A 15,694-nucleotide genomic window follows, 5' to 3' on the forward strand; every position below is an offset into this window, starting at 1 on the left:
ACCCTAAACTAAATACAACAATTACCACCCGTCTCTTGGCGCAACCGCCCCTCGACTAACCTGAAATCCCGCTCGGAGTTTACGAAATTTTTTGGGTAAGTAAATTCGACGAGTTTACCCCTCCCCCATCGATCAACGTGAATATTCTGAGTCAGCGAAGCTTGAAAATTCTCGGACAAAATCTTGTTCACAACTCCTCCGGCATCATCCAATGGGGTCCGAAACGCAATTGTATACTTGTTGCCAGATGCATTTAAGTACCCTTCCTCGCAAAGTCGATCGAAGTCAGCGCCGCTGATATAGGTTTCCTGAACAACCTGATTAGCCAACGTCGATATTAATTTCTTTGCATCCTTTTTACTAGAAACGGAATAGTAGAAATATTCATCTGAATAACATCTTGAGCCTACAGTAGAATTTACCGCAATTGCCGCTACCTTTGACCATTTATCATAAGAACTCCCATTAGTTGGGCCAATTACGGATGCAGGTATAGAAACATAAAAAACGCTTTCAGCCTTAGCTTTTTGGCCTGCCTGATCGCAACTCGCAACCATAAGCCCCAGCAAGACATAATGAAGAATTTTTATTGAAATATGATTTTTCATTTCACCCAATATCTACTTTTGTCTATTCCGAAGACTCCGGTAACGCTGTGATAGTAACTGTATGTTGATTTCCTAAAACCTAACTCTGAATGTACGCCGATTATTGACCTACGCCTGCCTAGATCCCGCAACAGGTTCACCACCAAAGCGAGAGGCGACCCGGGAAGAAAAATTCGATCTTCATTGGGTCACGTTTTTGCAAAACTCAACAACTCCGGCGCATACACACAGTAAAAGCATGCATTTTTTTGCATCCGCCCCTATATCATTTATTTATACGCGAAATATTTTTTGAGAATATTTTGTATGCCTCACTTCATCAACCGCACAAAGTAAAATGCGCTGTATATATTGAACAACAGATACGAGGCCATGGAACCGTATACAGTTATTGAATCAACATTTTCATTACGTACATACGAATAAGCGCACAAACAAACGGTTACTAGAAGCATTAAAAGCCTCATTGAGATCGGAAATTTGTATTTCGTCGCCTCTTCACGGGATATACCAGCATACAGATTTTGAACCCGACCGTGAAGGCACCAGTCGAGCACGATAGACACTGTAAAAATAGACAAAAAGGCGAATATAAAATTTGTCATATTGGTCGGGTTTTATTTATAGGAGGTCAAACCGTATGGCGGAAGTCTGGACAAAGTCACAGGTAGCTGAGACTACTGAATTGAAGTAGAGAGCTATCTAACCGGGATTACTAAAGGCGGCGGGCAAAATAATGCAGCAATTGATGGTGTCCCACCGTGTGCTGTAACTGGGTAAGAGCGAAGCGCTAGGCTCGCTGCCCCATTCAAGGGCCAGGAGAGCCTGAAGCGTGGCGGGTTGGCCATCAGTGAGTTTCGGATGTGGTTTGGGTTCCTACACTCATTCCAGAGACGAAAGATACACCAATGACCAATTAGATGATGGCCCTGAAAGAGCTTGTTGAAAAGACCTCCGACAGCGATTTGTTGCGGGAGATGATAGATTTTGCCGCCGAGCGCCTGATGGCAATGAAGGTCGGCGCTGTTACCGGCGCGGCTTACCACGAGAAGAGCGGCGAACGCATGGTCCAGCGCAACGGCTAAACGAGACACTCATCGAGCCGATCCAGCGACAATACCCTGTGCTAGTGCCCGCCGACGTTTAACGCGTCCGACCGGAGGTTTGCGTTGAGTCCGGAATAGTGGATAACTGTGGCGAACCTCCCGTAACCGCCCGGGTAGGCTGAGAGGCATTATGAAGAAAAAAAATTCCTGGTACAAAACCACGGCGATGCCTCGCCTAAAATGGGCGGTGCTCGGTTATGGACTTTTGGCGCTTTCTATGTTCGCCCCGCTGAGCGGCAGCTATCACGCGTGTGTAGAGAGGAATTCTCAACGCTATAGCCATGCACTGGAACGCCTGCGTGCCGGTCTGCCGATTGATAAAACAAAAGACCTTGAACATATTGAAAGTTGTCAAGCGGAGCTCGAGGGCGCGAACACGTTGGAGGCAATAAGGATAGGGCTTTACTTCGTAGTCGCGGTGTTATTGGGGACCCGTTTTCATAACGCTGCGGTTAAGGTCTTAGTTTTCCCTTTTCAGTGGGTGAGGAAGCGGCTCAGTCAGCCCTGACATCATTCGCAGGAAGGCTAACCATGTAAATTCGTGCGCAATTCTGGTCCTTTAGAAATCGCTTGTCGGGTCCAACTCGCCCCTTCAGGCTATTCAATCCGGTTGTAAAGTCTGTGTCTAGAAGTCTATGTTGGACGCGAAAATGGGTGTGTTTTGAATGCGATTTGACACCATAATGGGTCATACCAGCGACGCCCGTCAGTCCCAACACGAACAACGCCACGTCCAAAATTCAACGTATCCAATTGGTGTCCACCTCCGTTCTTAGTGGACACATCCTCCAATATCCCAAGCCTCACCAAAAGGTGCAGAGAAATTCGCGCTTACCTTTGAAGCTCGGTTTCCCCCCGTTTCACGGAAAACAACCCTAGAACAGTTGGCCCGCTCGCATCAGTTACACTAAGAATGGGTGATTAAGCATATCGGATTTATTTATGGTGCGATTTCGGATATCCAGAAATTGCTTTCCAAAGCATGACAGCATCACATGCTAATAATCCAAAAATAATTACGAGAGATCCGGGGGAGAACAAAACTTTCTCCTTCACCGCTTTAAATACAATCAGTGCCTGAATTGCGATCGTAGCACCGAATGCGATACCATAACGAACAACATACCTTCGTCGCGTTTTCATATTTCTCAGCATCCGCAAGTTTTTTTCTGTGGGAAACCCTTCGTCCAATCGTAGTTCCCAACGCCAGCTCCCAGAGTATTCGCACTAAGAAAATTCGGAGCGACCACTCTTCCGATCGCACAGAAATCATTGAGACGCGGTGATGGTTCTCGTTCAGACCTGAGCACGCGGCTTCGTCCCGGCACCATTCGCCAGGCAGGCGGATATCAACCTTGGCCGTGCCCGTTGTGAACACCTGCGCCGCCCCGAACGGCGTGACATAGGCATCCCAGACCTAGGCTTTTGTGGCAATGTTTCGCATAAGAAACCAGCATGCGAACTTTGGGATAACGACGCTTCGTGGATGGATTTGATATCGGCCAAAAAAATCCCCACAGAAATAAGAGTTACCGAAGAGGGCGCGTGCCGCCAAATTCGACAAAATCGCGGAGAGGTTACCTGCAGTAACTGCCTTTGGGTTTCAGTAGTGACGAAAATTGTCTTGGTTCAACGTAATATCGCGCATTTTCAGATTTAACATTACCGTCCGCATCAACAAAGTACACACGGCCCCTGTTGCCAATAATTTTTACTTTCACGTTTCTGGAGTCATATATTGATTTTGGCTTATATTCTCTGAGAGAGGAATGGAAATCCTTAGAATTAATGTAGTATAAACAGCCTCTTTTTTCTATATCACTTTCCGAAGTGGGAACAAAAGGATCTATAGAAAAATCGAAATAGAAAACTTCGTAGGTCGCCACCTCTGATCTAGCGACCTCTCCTAAGGGTAAAAGCAATGCGATTGTAAAGATGAAAGGCTTTATCAATTTGTGGGCCCCCAAATTATCTTGTTAACGACGTAAGCGATCCTTTCAGGCAATCCAGCTTGGCGCCTCATTGGATTTTCATTCGTATTTACATTATTCATTCCGACGTTGCCCCCTGGAATTGATCCAGTTTAGATTTGGCTCTGGCCCCTAAAAGAGGACCAGAGAATGAAGCGCAGGCTAATCTTTCGGCACCCAGTTTCCGCTTTCCGGGCCCAATGCTGCCTCGACGTGATCACACGCAATGGGGTCGCCATATCCGCTCCACGGCGCGGACGGAGTGATGAGCCACAAGCTATCTCCCGGTCCAATCAAGGACTGCAGTTGTTCCATGACGCTCTCAGAAGATTTTTTGGTTCTCACCATTATTGTTGTCGGCGTGAGGATTGCCCAGTCACCTAAGCTTTTAACGCTGGCTGAGAATGCAGTTGCGTACCGCTCTTCGACTTCAAAAATAATGAGGAAAGTTGCAGTTTGACCCATCTTTTTTGATTTTCCTCAAAACTTGACCCTCCATGTTTGCTATGGATTGACCCACGCTTCCCCAGATCGTGTAAGGGGTTCATGGCCGAACCAGGGGTCAGCGTGAAACGAAAATTTCAATCTTCAAAGGGTCAAATTTCTGTGAAACTCAACACACAGTCACACACCCAAATATTTACATTTGAACTTCCACTCGCTGTTTGTGCTGCGCATCAAGAGGTTTTGAAGTCCACTTTGCGTGCCCGACCCATCCGTAACCTGACGCGCGCAAGAAATAATTTCTACCAAGAACGAGAGGGCGACTAGCCACGTACTCTGAAAACCCAGGCGGTACTTCTCCATATACGAGATGTTTTAGCTCAACGCACTTGGGAGAGCTGCTTATTGACCAAATTAAATCGTTTCCATCCAGAACACTTACGCTGTTAACACAAGGCTTTCTGTAATTCACACCTGATGAAAAGACATGAAAAGACGTCTGCCCATTGCCTTGATCAACCTCGATGTCCAACCCACTTGAACAAGAGGCAATACTTAGAGCACTTAAAGCGCATAAAATACTAACAATAAAATTTATTTTATTTTTCAGTCTCACCATTCTTCTTCCCTCATTACATCTGGGATCAGACCTCCGGACTTCAACACGACGGAGAACATGTCAGAGGTCGATGAGTCCCCTCTATTTTGCGAATCAACATAGCCTCCGACCACTTGCGCTTGCTGTTCCTTGCCCAGATCATTAAATTTTGTATCAATGTTGACTTCGGTTATATCATATGAATTTTTGCCAGACATTTTTTTAATTGAATCCGCTGCAATACCCAACGGCCTAGTTTTATCTGGCGCGTACTTATATTGCCAAACGTGAGTATAATCGGGCGCCAACAGCCCGGGATCGGTTTTCGACAGATCATATGAATAGTAGTTTTTGTTTACATATATGTTATTCTCGATTGTAATTGCCGGCGAGTCATTCATAAAAGCCACCATAGCTGCAATGTTTCCCGCAGATCCATTCTTGATGTCTACTTTGTCAAAGTCTAAATTCCCAAATATCAGCCGAAGGACATCTTTTTCACGGTCCGTTGGGGGCCTCAGACCAGTTGGATCGGCCTTATTGACGGGGTCTCCGCCTGTGTAAGCATATAGATTGAGGTCATCTTTTGACCCGATGGGGTCGGTTTGTAAAAGCTGTCACCTCTGACGCGGCAGATCGTATCGGGATGGATTTTCCCCTGTTGCCTCCGTGGCTTACGGCGCATTTTCGCCGTCGCGATCCACGCGCTGGCTAAAAATCGCCTTGAGGCAGTTTTCTTCAGATTTCAAAGACCTTTAGGCGAACTTCAGACACGGCTGCACTCGCTCGATCAAACCAATCGCCCGATCATATGATTTACAGGCACCAACCTACTTGAGCGGGGTATTGCTATTATGATCTGGGCTTCTTTTTGGTGAAAATAGGTGAAGACCCCAGTAATCATCAGAATTACACCAAGCCAGAACATCAAGAACAATGCCGGCCCCACCCATCTACTCCAAATATAAATCAGCTGAAATAACTCAAAGGACAAATCAGTAACAACAATAGCTGATTGAATTAATCCAATAAAAAATATCACCGTCCCTTTCTGTTTATTATTCATTTTTCGCATCCTGAAGTCGGCTCTGCCATGCATCGTCTTTGTTGAGGCGAAATTGGGTCATCTGGCTAGGGTCTCTATCCTTGCCCCAGTTATCCGAGTTCCCCGCTGACCTGCCTGTAAGATCTTTATAGGCTCCGGCGGCAAAACTGTTGGAATTCGAATGAGCTGTATAGTCTATAGCCGCTTCGTTGACTGCGTTTGAATACTCTTGATCTTGATTAGCAGCCTCACGCCCGGAAATACCCTCTATTACTGTAGAGTCCAGTATGCTAACTAATTTATTTCCCTCTTTTATCACTTGAGTATCCTGATTTTTATCCGCAGTTGTGACTTCTGATGTTAGCTTTAGGGTGTCGGTTAGAGCCTTTGCGAAAAACATTATGCCCTTCGCGTCAGGTCCACCCCGAGCGATCCACTTCTCACCAGTCTCGGAGTCCTCAATTACCACATACATGTGATGAGGTTTGCCCGGAGCAGAACGCCCTTTCTCAAACACGGAATACTGCATCATCATATTTCAAAAGCCCCCCCCCAACGATTTAGTGGTAGATCGGCCAACGACCAATTCCACCTGAAAGTTAATGACCGTTGATTTTCCTCAAAACTTGCCCCTCCATGTTTTCTGTGGATTGACCCACGCTTCCCCAGATCGTGTAACGGGCTCATGGCTGAACCAAGTGTCAACGTGAAACGAAAATTACAAGCTTCAAAGGGTCAGATTTTGGCGAAACTCAACACCAAAGTATCACTGATTGATCATGCTCGATTTTTACCGCCCAGTATTTATAATATTCCCCACCCTTTCAACAATTATCTCAGGACTCTCCCTTGATAAGGCAATAGGAATATACTTTGTCTTGCCATTACTTAATTCAAATTGTATAGAATTTAGCTTGTATATACCGTAATTTATTTTCTTTATAGACACGATTTTAACATCAGACACCGGGACCGATTTTAAAATAGAACTTAAGTAGCATATTTTTCCCGATTTACAGTATATAATTAATCCGTTGAAAAAAAATGCCCTAATTAAAATAGCTAATAAATATGACAAAGGGTATATACTTATAATCGAGCATATAAAAAGCGCACCATACTTTGATGGCTTTATCAAATCGTAACCCAATGCAAACTCAGAGAATAACAACAAGGGAGAGGTTAATGATAAAAATGCAAAAAGCGGAAGACCAGTTAACAATTTTATATAAGAAACTCTAGATATCGGCATTCTCTATTCCCCTCCGTATCTTTACCGGCTTGCGCGGCCATTTCGCCAGCCGCATCACAAGCACCGGCCGCCCCCTTGCACTAAGCGCAACCCTAGCACAGGGTTGTGCAAATCCAAGATGCTCGCGATTTTCATTGCCAATTCAGCTGACCGGGAAGCAGGAGGTTTCTCAGAACAGAGGGAGCGCCCGCCCTACATCCCGATGTCACATTTGCGCTGCCTCACGTAACGACCTCAGGCGGTGGCAAGGTGAACTCTTTCTCCCTATTCTCCCACGCCTTGTCGCGCTCAGTGCCTTCGGTAACGGCGTATGATGATCATCGCCAAGGTTGCGATCCGCCATGGCCTAGGCCTCAGATAGGGTCTGCGTCTGATCGAAGCCACGTAAGGATGATTTCAACCTGGAGCCCGGCGCTACGGCGCTACTGTAATGCTGCATTTTTGAGCCGCCCCTCTCTTCTTTGCCAACTCTCGGCAGCGGCCTAAGGCCTGACTGTTCTTCTCTCTTAATTTCTCACCGTGGACAATTGCAGCCCAGGCCTCGGGCTTTTCCGCCTGCATCAGGACCGCACCTGCCTCCCACCGGTCGGTCCCCACCAATGCAGCGGCTACCTGGGTTCTGACTTCCAGCGGCAGCAGTCTCGGCAACACGAACAACACCAGTAGAACGCCTGCCAGCAACCCGAGACCGCCGACAGCTATCAAATGCGTCCACCGCCTCTGCCGATCCTGTAGATTCCTTGTGATCCGTTCGAGCGTAAAGGCGGCACTGTCAAAGCGTTGGGCCTTTTGCTCCAGCGTTTTGACCGCGGCCCACACCACGTTCGCGCCTGCCCGCTCGAAAGCCTGAACGCCTCCCTTAAGCATCGGCGTGGTCTCCATGGCCTTCAACCTGTCAGCGATGTTTACGCACACCTCCTTGAGCCCAGCCAGATCCTGTCCGAGGTCGGGCCTCGCCCGAAGGGCTTCGACCTGATCGAACAGGGCCTCCACGCCCTGCCGGATAAGCTTCAGCTCCGCCGCTGTCGCCGTGCCGCGCTTGTCGATCGCTTTGCGCAGCCCATCAAACGCTTTTGTGGCGGCCTCCGCCTCATCAGTGGTGCTGCCCTTAGGCCACGTGTCGTCCTCCATGATCTCCCCCTCTACAGCTCAAACCCCCGGTCTCGTTCCAAGCCGCGCTGAAGCTTCCGCTCAAGCTCCCGGCTGAGACTGTCCCGGCTCTGTTCCAGCCCAAGACCCAGCTCCTTGCGCCGGTAACGCAGGTGGGATTCCATCTGCGGATCACGAGCGATCTCCCTCGCCGTCTCCTGCATCCGCTGCTTAAGGGCCTTCCGCGCATCCGCGTGCTGCCAGCCTCTGAGACGGTCATGCTGTTCGCTCAGGGCCTTCCAGCGTCCAACCATGCGATCTGCCCGGACAGCCGGTTCAGCGAGGGCCTGACGCTCCTCCGCCATGCCCTTGATCAGGGCCTGTGTTCTCGCCTCCCCAGTCATTTCCGTTGCGGCGCGCCGCATGCCGGGTGCGTGTTCGAGGCCCGAGGCCATGACACTGGCCGCGCCGGGCTGGGTCTTTTCGAGGGGTTCTGCCGCCTGCTTCAGTGCCTGCTTCTGGCCTTCGAGGACTGGCAGTCCCTTTTGCTCCATTTTCTGGATGTCGCCATAAGCGCGGGCATAGCGATCGGTGGCCTTCTCCAGTGGCGAGCGGCTTCCGGAATAGGGCAACTTTGTCTCAGGCTTTTGTGTCCGCCAAACCTTATGAGCGTCCCGATCCCCGTTGGTGTCGGCATCGAAGTCTTCGTTTTTATCGGCCACAGGCAGCTTCAGCCCGGCGAAGATATCGCGCTTTTGAGGTGCGGGTTCGTTGTCTCTGTGGGTGTCGGTGTCGGTCACCGGCAGTTTCAAGCCCGCAAAGATGTCGCGCCTTATCTGGGGCGCTGCCCCTGCATCGACGCTTCGGTCTCGCTCCTGCCTCGCCTCTGACCCTGCCGCCGCCGCTGCCTCTGGCCCTGGCTCCGGGACCGCCCATTGCCTTGCGGGATAGATGATCTCGCCGTCCATGCCACGGCGCTGTGCGAAGCCTGCAGTGCCTGTGGCTGGCTGTCCGGTGTCATGGCGTCGGCCTCTTGAATCCACATAGTCCAGAACCGTTTCCTTGGCTCCGGACCGGCTTAAGCTTCTGGTCAGGTCCCTGTGATTATCAAACTGATCCTGACCCGCATAGAGGGTGGCCTCGTCCCTGTGCCGAGTCATGGAGACATAGGTCATGTGCCGGTCCATGGTATCTGAGGCCAGCACATAGGCCCGGTCTACCGTGGCCCCCTGCGTCTTATGGATGGTGGTGGCATAGCCGTGGTCGAAGGCCTTGTACTCTCTCGTGTTGATCTCAACTGTCTTTTGGCTGTCATCAGGCCGCACGGTGATCCTGCCGTTCTCGATGCGCTCAACCGTTCCCAGCGTGCCGTTCTTCACACCCATCTCGCGGTCATTCTGCAGGAAGACCAGACGGTCGCCTTCCGTGAAGTGACGTTCTCCGTCGTCGGTGCTGAAGGTGACGTCTTCGCCCTTCAGATGTCCCCTCACCTTAAGCTCCTCACGGATGCCGTCATTGAGCTCGCGCACATCCACACGCCGATGGGCCATGGCCGCGCGTGAGCCCTCTGGCCGAGCCTCGACGTCGTTCACATAGTCCCGGACAAGTGCGGTTGTTGCTTCGTTTTGGTCGGCTTTCAGATGCACATGGCCATGGTTTATGTAAGCTGCCAGTCCTTGCCCTGTGCGCTGGGTGGCAAACGCTTTGGAGGCGTCTTTCTGCCAGTCGCTGCGCTGGCGCCGGATGTCCTCTACCGAGGCATAACCCACCTGTTCGGCAATGGCCCGGAAGGGCGCGCCGGCACCAATGGCCTGAAGCTGCTCGTGGTCTCCCACCAGCACCAGCTTGGCTCCTGTGCGTTCGGCCTCCGATACAAACCGGTCCATCTGGCGTGAGCCGATCATACCGGCTTCGTCGATGACCAGAACATCGCGTGGGCCAAGCTCAGACGTGCCCATCTTCCAGCGCGTATCCCACGACGCCAGTGTGCGTCCTTCTATGCCGGCACTCTCCTCGAGACTGGCTACAGCTTTACCGGCCAGGGCCGCGCCATGCACGGTGTAGCCTTGCGCTTCCCAGGCCTCTTTGGCTGCCGACAAAAGCGTGCTTTTGCCGGCGCCGGCAAACCCCACAACGACCGCTATCTGAGCATCACCGGTGATGTGACGTACCGCGTCCTTTTGCTCTCCGCTCATGCCGACATCTCTGAGCCGGCGGGCGCGTTCTGTGGCGGATATGTCCTCTGGCAAACCGGCAGAAGCGCTGCGCCTGATCGCCTCGTCCTGACGGGCTATCGCACGGTCTATGTGACGGTCTGCGACGACGTGATCTGTACGCTGCGCCATGGCCTCGACATGGCTGGCCATGCGCGTTTCCAGTTCGACGAGTTCGCGGGTGGAATAGCGCGTACCGTCAGGGCCTTCGGCCAGCCGCACCAGTTCATCTGAGGCCATTACCTTTGTGAAGAGGGACTGATATTCTGAGGCGTCCTCATTGATGTAGCGATGCAGCGTACGGGCGATATCCTTGCGGTCGAAGACGCTCTTCTCTCCGGTGATCAGGGTCAGCACCTGATTGGGGTTTTGGCGGATCAGATCGGCATTGCGCGCCCTCGCCTCTTCGGCCAGCCGTTCGCGTGAGACTTCCTCCCCCTTACGTTCGATCTGTGTGGCGTGCACACCCACATGCTGGGTGGGTTCAATTTCCAGGCCCCGTTCCTCATGTGAGCGGTGATCAATGCGGATGTCATGGCCCGCATTGGCGAGGGCATGATTGGTGCGTTCTTCCCACTCCAGACGCAGGGCTTTGAGTTGTTGGTCCGTAGTCAGCCGATCAAGGGCCTTCAGCCATTTGTTTTCGCGTTCAAGGTCGCTCTTGTCGCCGAGGCCATCAGGGCCAACGGTACGGGTGGTCAGGAGGATATGGGCATGGTGATTGCGCACATCCATGGCCTCATCCGGCGCATGGATAGCAAAGTCCACGGCCACACCGTATTTATTTGCAACTGACTGCGAGAACTCTCTGACCAGTTCCAGGCGCTGGTCTGCGTTTAGTTCATGCGGCAGGGCGACTTCGATCTCACGCGCGACGCGGGCATCTTTGCGCTTCTCCGCTGTCTCAGCGGCATTCCATAGTTGCTCGCGGTCACGTGCCCAGTTGGCCTCTACGCCTTCGGGCAGGACTATCTCCGTATGCTCCACCCCGCCTTTGCGTGTGTAGTCATGCGTGAGGCCATCGCGTTCGTTGGTGAGTCTGGTGCCGGACCTATAAGCAGCAGCGGCCACGGCAGAGCGACCCGAACCGCGGGCTATGGGTTTCATGCTCAGGTGGTAGATGGCCATGATCCGCTCTCAGGCTAAATCCAGACGACACGCCAGAACACTCAGAGACAAACACGAACGCCACGGTCACTGTGAACGCAAAGCGGGACCCCATCCCCGCGAGAACAGACAACGCCGACGCTACCGTAAGCTACGCCACATATGGGGTGCGGGGGCGGTGCCCCCGCGTCTTGCCTTCTCTTCGCATCGCCATGCCGATGCCGCGCCTGAGTTGCGAAGCAACTCGTAAGTGCGCCCTTCAAACCCCTCGCTTCGCCGGGTTTCTCAGGTGTGCTGCGCGGTTTGCGCGCGTCCGGCCAGGCCGGATTATCAGGACGATACCACAACAGGCATTGCGCGCAATGGTGGTATTTGTTATCGTCTCATCTATCGCGTTGGTGGCGAGCTGGTTTGCTTTTGGTGTGGGCCGTGTGGGGACTGATGCTGGTCGGTCTGACTTTGCGTTAGCCGCTAGCGACGTGTGATTGTGCGTGTCTGGGCGGTTGGTGTCTCGCAAAGGAGGTTTCCATGTCGCGTAAATCCATTGAGGAACGGCTGGCTCAGCTTGAGGCACAGCGGAAGTCACTGCAGGCGCGGTTGTCGAAGGACGAGCGGGCCAGAGATACGCGCCGCAAGGTGTTGTTAGGGGCGCTGGTTCTGCATCGTCTCGAAGAGGGCCGTGAGAGCAGTGCAGACTATCTGCGCGATTTCATTCGGCGGGAGCTGCCGGGCTTTCTGACACGCGACATCGACCGGCGTCTGTTCGAGGATCTGATCGGTCCGGGCAAGACCGGTTAGGGAGTCTCTGGGGGGTGCGGGGATGATCAGTTTCGTCCTTCGGGTGTTACGCGCACTTCGCAAGGGTCTGGTACGCGCCTTGCGTGATCCGGTCTGGGCTTTTGTCTGGATTCTCGCGGCGCCGTTTCGGGTGTGGAAGCACGTTGTTGCCGCCCTTGTTTTGTCCTTCGTGATTTTGATTTTGCTGGGGCTTCTGTCTGAGTGGGTTGAGGGCCAGTTTCATCTAATCGGCATCGGTGGAAAGCCCCTCAAGCGGGTACTTGATCTGATCGTGGTGGGCATCGTCCTTGCCGTGCTCTGGCGTCTTCTTGTTAAGCCCCTTCTGGATCATCTGGGCGGTGATGATGGGCCCGACACTCATGGCTCGGCGCGCTTTGCTGAGAGGCGGGAGATTGCCGCCGTTTTGAAGGTGAGTGAGGGGCTTCTGATCGGGCGGGATATGCATAGTGGCAAGCTCATCCGCTATGCTGGCCCGGCGCATCTTCTGACCCTGGCACCGACGCGATCCGGCAAGGGCGTCGGCACCGTCATCCCGAACCTCCTCGTGCAGTACCGTTCCGTCGTTTGTGTCGATCCCAAGGGCGAGAACGCCCGCATCACAGCGCGCGCCAGATCGGCGTTTGGACCGGTCTATATTCTGGATCCCTTCGGGGTGACCGGAATGCCATCGGCTTCGTTCAATCCGCTGGCGGCACTTGATCCCGACAGTCCGGATATTGCTGAGGACGCGGCGCTGCTGGCCGATGCGCTCGTCTGCGATGCGCCAGGCACGGCCGGGGAAGCGCACTGGAACGAAGAAGCGAAGGCCCTGATCACCGGGATTATCCTCTATATCGCCACTGAAGAGTTTGGGCACCGGCGCAGTCTCGCGACCCTGCGGGAGTATCTGACGCTGGACGTTCCGGAGTTCATGGCGCTTCTCTCACTGATGCAGGAGACAGACGCGTGCCATGGTCTGATCAGGCGGGCGGCGAACCGCCACCGGTCCAAGGCCGATCGTGAGGCCGCAGGCGTCTTATCCTCAGCGCAGCGGCACACGCATTTTCTGGACAGTCCGCGCATGACGGAGGTGATGAGCGGGTCGGATTTTGCTTTTGGCGATCTGAAGCACTCTGTGGCCACCGTGTATCTCGTTCTGCCGCCCGATCGGCTCGACACCTATGCGCGCTGGCTGAGGCTGCTCGTGACGCAAAGTCTCACCGAACTGGTACGGACAAGGCACCGTCTCCCCGCGCCCGTTTTGTACCTGCTGGATGAGTTTGCCAGTCTCGGCTATCTGTCCTTCGTAGAGCGGGCCATGGGTCTGATGGCAGGCTATGGCGTACAGCTCTGGCCGATCCTTCAGGACATCCATCAGTTACGCGCCCTCTATGGCCAGAGGGCCGGCACGTTTCTATCGAACGCCGGTGTCCTTCAGGTCTTCGGCGTCAACGACTACGAGACCTCACGGCTGGTCTCTGATCTGCTGGGACAGGAGACGGTGAGCTTCGAAGCAAGGAACCGCAATCTCGATTCCGATAAGAGCGGCATCTCCTACAGTGAGCATTACACCGGCCGTCCCCTTCTGACGCCTGATGAGGTGCGACGGATGCATCCGGATACACAACTCCTGTTCCTCAATGGACAACGCCCCATTGTGGCAACCCGGCTCCGGTACTATGCTGATCGCGAACTGCGGGGCCTTTTTGATGCTGGCTGATAAGCTCGAACACCTACCGGATGTGAAACGGCGCGAACTGACCCGCGTCGTGCAGATCCTGTTTGACGAGTTCGAAGATGCCACCAAGACCGCGCTCTCCGATAAGCGCAAGGCCGGGCGTATTCTCAAGATCATCCTCTTTGGGTCTTACGCCCGCGGGGACTGGGTTGAAGACCGCTCTTCCGGTTATCGTTCCGACTATGATCTCCTGATCGTCGTCAATGGTCAGGCCTTTACCGATCTGCAGGATTACTGGGCCAAAGCCGACGAGCATCTGATCCGGGAGTACACCGTCACTGAGCACATCCGTACACCGGTCAACTTCATCGTGCACAGCCTCAATGAAGTGAACGATAACCTCGCCAGAGGCCGGCCCTTCTTCGTCGATATCGCCCGTGACGGGATCATGCTGTACGAGGCCCCGGGGCATCCGCTGGTGGCGCCCAAGCCGTTGACGGAGGCAGAGCGGCTGGCAGAAGCCAGGGGGCATTATGAGCAGTGGTCAACTAGAGCCGAACAGTTCTTCCTAACTGCTGGGGATCAAATCAACAAAGATTGGCGAAATATGGCGGCCTTTAATCTACATCAGGCCACCGAAGCCCTGTATCACTCCCTCTTGCTGGTGCTAAAACTCTACAGCCCCAAGAGCCATCGCATCACCATGCTGCGGTCGCAGGCAGAAGCGCTGGATGACCGGTTGAAGAACATCTGGCCGAACGATACCAAGCTACATCGGCAAGCCTTCGATCAGCTTCGCCGGGCGTATGTCGAGGCTCGATACTCAGCGAGCTACAAGATCGGCGAGGACGAATTGGCGTGGCTTTGCGAACGCGTGCAGTTATTGCAAGAGACGGTTGAAGCTGTATGCGGTGAACGCCTCATCGGGGCCGGTTGAGGTGGGATTGCGGGCGTTCAGATGCCTCAGATTCCGGGGTAACAATCTGGCCTCATCGGTACTGACCGCCTTGAAAGATCTCTGGATGGATAGGATGTTTTGATGGATCCACTCTGGGAAAAGTTCCCCACGTATTCGCGATATTGCATGGGATGGCGAATGGGTGGTGGCGAGGATTACGCACGCGAATACAGAAAGTGGTTCAAATCGCTCTCGGTGGCTGAGAGAGAGGAGTACATGACGCGCAACAAAGAGCCGGGAGAGTGGGAAGGGTTTTACCATAACCTGCTGACCGGATAAGCGGAGATTGACAGGCCGTTGATAGAGGCTCGTAAATCACCGGATTTTTTCCAGAAGCGCTTGCAGCAGTTCGATCAGCTCTTCGACCTCGCCCTCTCCGAGGTCGACTGGGTCGCCAAACGACGAGACGGCTTTGAGTTGGATCGAATTATGCTCCTCGCCAACACAGACCGTGATCTCGTCCGAGATGGTGTGGTAGATTCCACCACCAGGGCCCTCGAGTTTAGTTGGCATGTCTTAGCCCCGCCCCTGCAATTGGTTTCGGCAACCGTTCGAGATTACAAACTGCTCAGGCGAAGGTGAAGGCCCAAATGACGCGGTCAATACCGATGAAGCGCGTTTTCGCTGACCGGCGACAATTTTGAGCCAGCCGACGTCCTCTACGCGGGGTGATCGTTTGACTGCTAGCTTACTCACGAGTGAGATGCTCCGGCATAATCGGCGCCGTTCAACCTGAATTTTGCCCCCGTTTGTCAGTGGGATTGTTCTCTTCGAGTGTAAAATCGCGCGCAATTCTGACCCTCTAGAGGTCGATTTTCGCGTCCAACTCGCCCCCTTAGGCTATGCAAT

At 53.1% G+C, this 15,694-nt stretch carries 12 protein-coding genes and 1 pseudogene; 5 read left to right on the forward strand and 8 right to left on the reverse strand.

Annotated features, from left to right (window positions below; translation table 11 throughout):
• Positions 1-8 precede the first annotated feature (8 nt).
• Positions 9-608, reverse strand: a complete 600-nt coding sequence (locus PQU94_RS08985; protein WP_272741124.1) for a hypothetical protein — start codon at positions 606-608, stop codon at positions 9-11.
• Between the two features lie 920 nt (positions 609-1,528).
• On the opposite strand from PQU94_RS08985, the pseudogene PQU94_RS08990 reads away from it, so the two are divergent.
• Together PQU94_RS08990 and PQU94_RS08995 are read left to right on the forward strand one after the other, a co-directional pair.
• A pseudogene (locus PQU94_RS08990) lies at positions 1,529-1,690 on the forward strand (transposase); the annotation flags it as partial.
• Between the two features lie 154 nt (positions 1,691-1,844).
• On the forward strand, positions 1,845-2,222 hold the full coding sequence (locus PQU94_RS08995) for a hypothetical protein (protein ID WP_272741125.1): 378 nt from the start codon (positions 1,845-1,847) through the stop codon (positions 2,220-2,222).
• A 1,624-nt stretch (positions 2,223-3,846) separates the two neighbouring features.
• Here the strand turns inward: PQU94_RS08995 and PQU94_RS09000 are convergent.
• From PQU94_RS09000 to traA, 6 genes are all read right to left on the reverse strand, one after another.
• A complete protein-coding gene (locus tag PQU94_RS09000; protein ID WP_272741126.1) occupies positions 3,847-4,149 on the reverse strand; it encodes a hypothetical protein in 303 nt (100 codons plus the stop codon).
• Between the two features lie 591 nt (positions 4,150-4,740).
• Positions 4,741-5,127 (reverse strand): hypothetical protein, encoded by a 387-nt coding sequence (locus PQU94_RS09005; protein WP_272741127.1) that lies wholly within the window; start codon positions 5,125-5,127, stop codon positions 4,741-4,743.
• A 389-nt stretch (positions 5,128-5,516) separates the two neighbouring features.
• Positions 5,517-5,792, reverse strand: a complete 276-nt coding sequence (locus tag PQU94_RS09010; RefSeq protein ID WP_272741128.1) for a hypothetical protein — start codon at positions 5,790-5,792, stop codon at positions 5,517-5,519.
• Complete coding sequence (locus PQU94_RS09015) at positions 5,785-6,306, reverse strand: hypothetical protein (RefSeq protein WP_272741129.1); 522 nt, start codon at positions 6,304-6,306, stop codon at positions 5,785-5,787. The genes PQU94_RS09010 and PQU94_RS09015 overlap by 8 nt, the downstream gene beginning before the upstream one ends.
• A 1,131-nt stretch (positions 6,307-7,437) precedes the next feature.
• A complete protein-coding gene (locus PQU94_RS09020; protein WP_272741130.1) occupies positions 7,438-8,154 on the reverse strand; it encodes a DUF6118 family protein in 717 nt (238 codons plus the stop codon).
• 11 nt (positions 8,155-8,165) lie between these two features.
• A complete protein-coding gene (gene traA, locus PQU94_RS09025; RefSeq protein ID WP_272741131.1) occupies positions 8,166-11,453 on the reverse strand; it encodes a Ti-type conjugative transfer relaxase TraA in 3,288 nt (1,095 codons plus the stop codon).
• Between the two features lie 507 nt (positions 11,454-11,960).
• Here traA and PQU94_RS09030 point away from each other — a divergent pair.
• Genes PQU94_RS09030 through PQU94_RS09040 form a run of 3 tightly spaced genes read left to right on the forward strand, consistent with a single transcriptional unit; the run spans position 11,961 to position 14,824 of the window.
• On the forward strand, positions 11,961-12,230 hold the full coding sequence (locus PQU94_RS09030) for a hypothetical protein (protein ID WP_013478062.1): 270 nt from the start codon (positions 11,961-11,963) through the stop codon (positions 12,228-12,230).
• A gap of 22 nt (positions 12,231-12,252) precedes the next feature.
• Complete coding sequence (locus PQU94_RS09035) at positions 12,253-13,929, forward strand: type IV secretory system conjugative DNA transfer family protein (RefSeq protein ID WP_272741132.1); 1,677 nt, start codon at positions 12,253-12,255, stop codon at positions 13,927-13,929.
• A complete protein-coding gene (locus tag PQU94_RS09040) occupies positions 13,889-14,824 on the forward strand; it encodes a HEPN domain-containing protein (RefSeq protein ID WP_272741133.1) in 936 nt (311 codons plus the stop codon). The genes PQU94_RS09035 and PQU94_RS09040 overlap by 41 nt, the downstream gene beginning before the upstream one ends.
• Positions 14,825-15,160: 336 nt before the next feature.
• On the opposite strand, the gene PQU94_RS09045 is transcribed toward PQU94_RS09040, so the two are convergent.
• Complete coding sequence (locus PQU94_RS09045) at positions 15,161-15,358, reverse strand: hypothetical protein (RefSeq protein WP_272741134.1); 198 nt, start codon at positions 15,356-15,358, stop codon at positions 15,161-15,163.
• Positions 15,359-15,694 lie beyond the last annotated feature (336 nt).

The sequence above is a fragment of the Asticcacaulis currens genome (assembly GCF_028550395.1).
Lineage (GTDB): Bacteria > Pseudomonadota > Alphaproteobacteria > Caulobacterales > Caulobacteraceae > Asticcacaulis > Asticcacaulis currens.

Bases quoted from the DNA above. Each gene is read 5' to 3' on its own strand.
- PQU94_RS08985 (WP_272741124.1), bottom strand. From the start codon at position 608: ATGAAAAATCATATTTCAATAAAAATTCTTCATTATGTCTTGCTGGGG.
- PQU94_RS08995 (WP_272741125.1), top strand. From the start codon at position 1,845: ATGAAGAAAAAAAATTCCTGGTACAAAACCACGGCGATGCCTCGCCTA.
- PQU94_RS09000 (WP_272741126.1), bottom strand. From the start codon at position 4,149: ATGGGTCAAACTGCAACTTTCCTCATTATTTTTGAAGTCGAAGAGCGG.
- PQU94_RS09005 (WP_272741127.1), bottom strand. From the start codon at position 5,127: ATGAATGACTCGCCGGCAATTACAATCGAGAATAACATATATGTAAAC.
- PQU94_RS09010 (WP_272741128.1), bottom strand. From the start codon at position 5,792: ATGAATAATAAACAGAAAGGGACGGTGATATTTTTTATTGGATTAATT.
- PQU94_RS09015 (WP_272741129.1), bottom strand. From the start codon at position 6,306: ATGATGATGCAGTATTCCGTGTTTGAGAAAGGGCGTTCTGCTCCGGGC.
- PQU94_RS09020 (WP_272741130.1), bottom strand. From the start codon at position 8,154: ATGGAGGACGACACGTGGCCTAAGGGCAGCACCACTGATGAGGCGGAG.
- traA (WP_272741131.1), bottom strand. From the start codon at position 11,453: ATGGCCATCTACCACCTGAGCATGAAACCCATAGCCCGCGGTTCGGGT.
- PQU94_RS09030 (WP_013478062.1), top strand. From the start codon at position 11,961: ATGTCGCGTAAATCCATTGAGGAACGGCTGGCTCAGCTTGAGGCACAG.
- PQU94_RS09035 (WP_272741132.1), top strand. From the start codon at position 12,253: ATGATCAGTTTCGTCCTTCGGGTGTTACGCGCACTTCGCAAGGGTCTG.
- PQU94_RS09040 (WP_272741133.1), top strand. From the start codon at position 13,889: ATGCTGATCGCGAACTGCGGGGCCTTTTTGATGCTGGCTGATAAGCTC.
- PQU94_RS09045 (WP_272741134.1), bottom strand. From the start codon at position 15,358: ATGCCAACTAAACTCGAGGGCCCTGGTGGTGGAATCTACCACACCATC.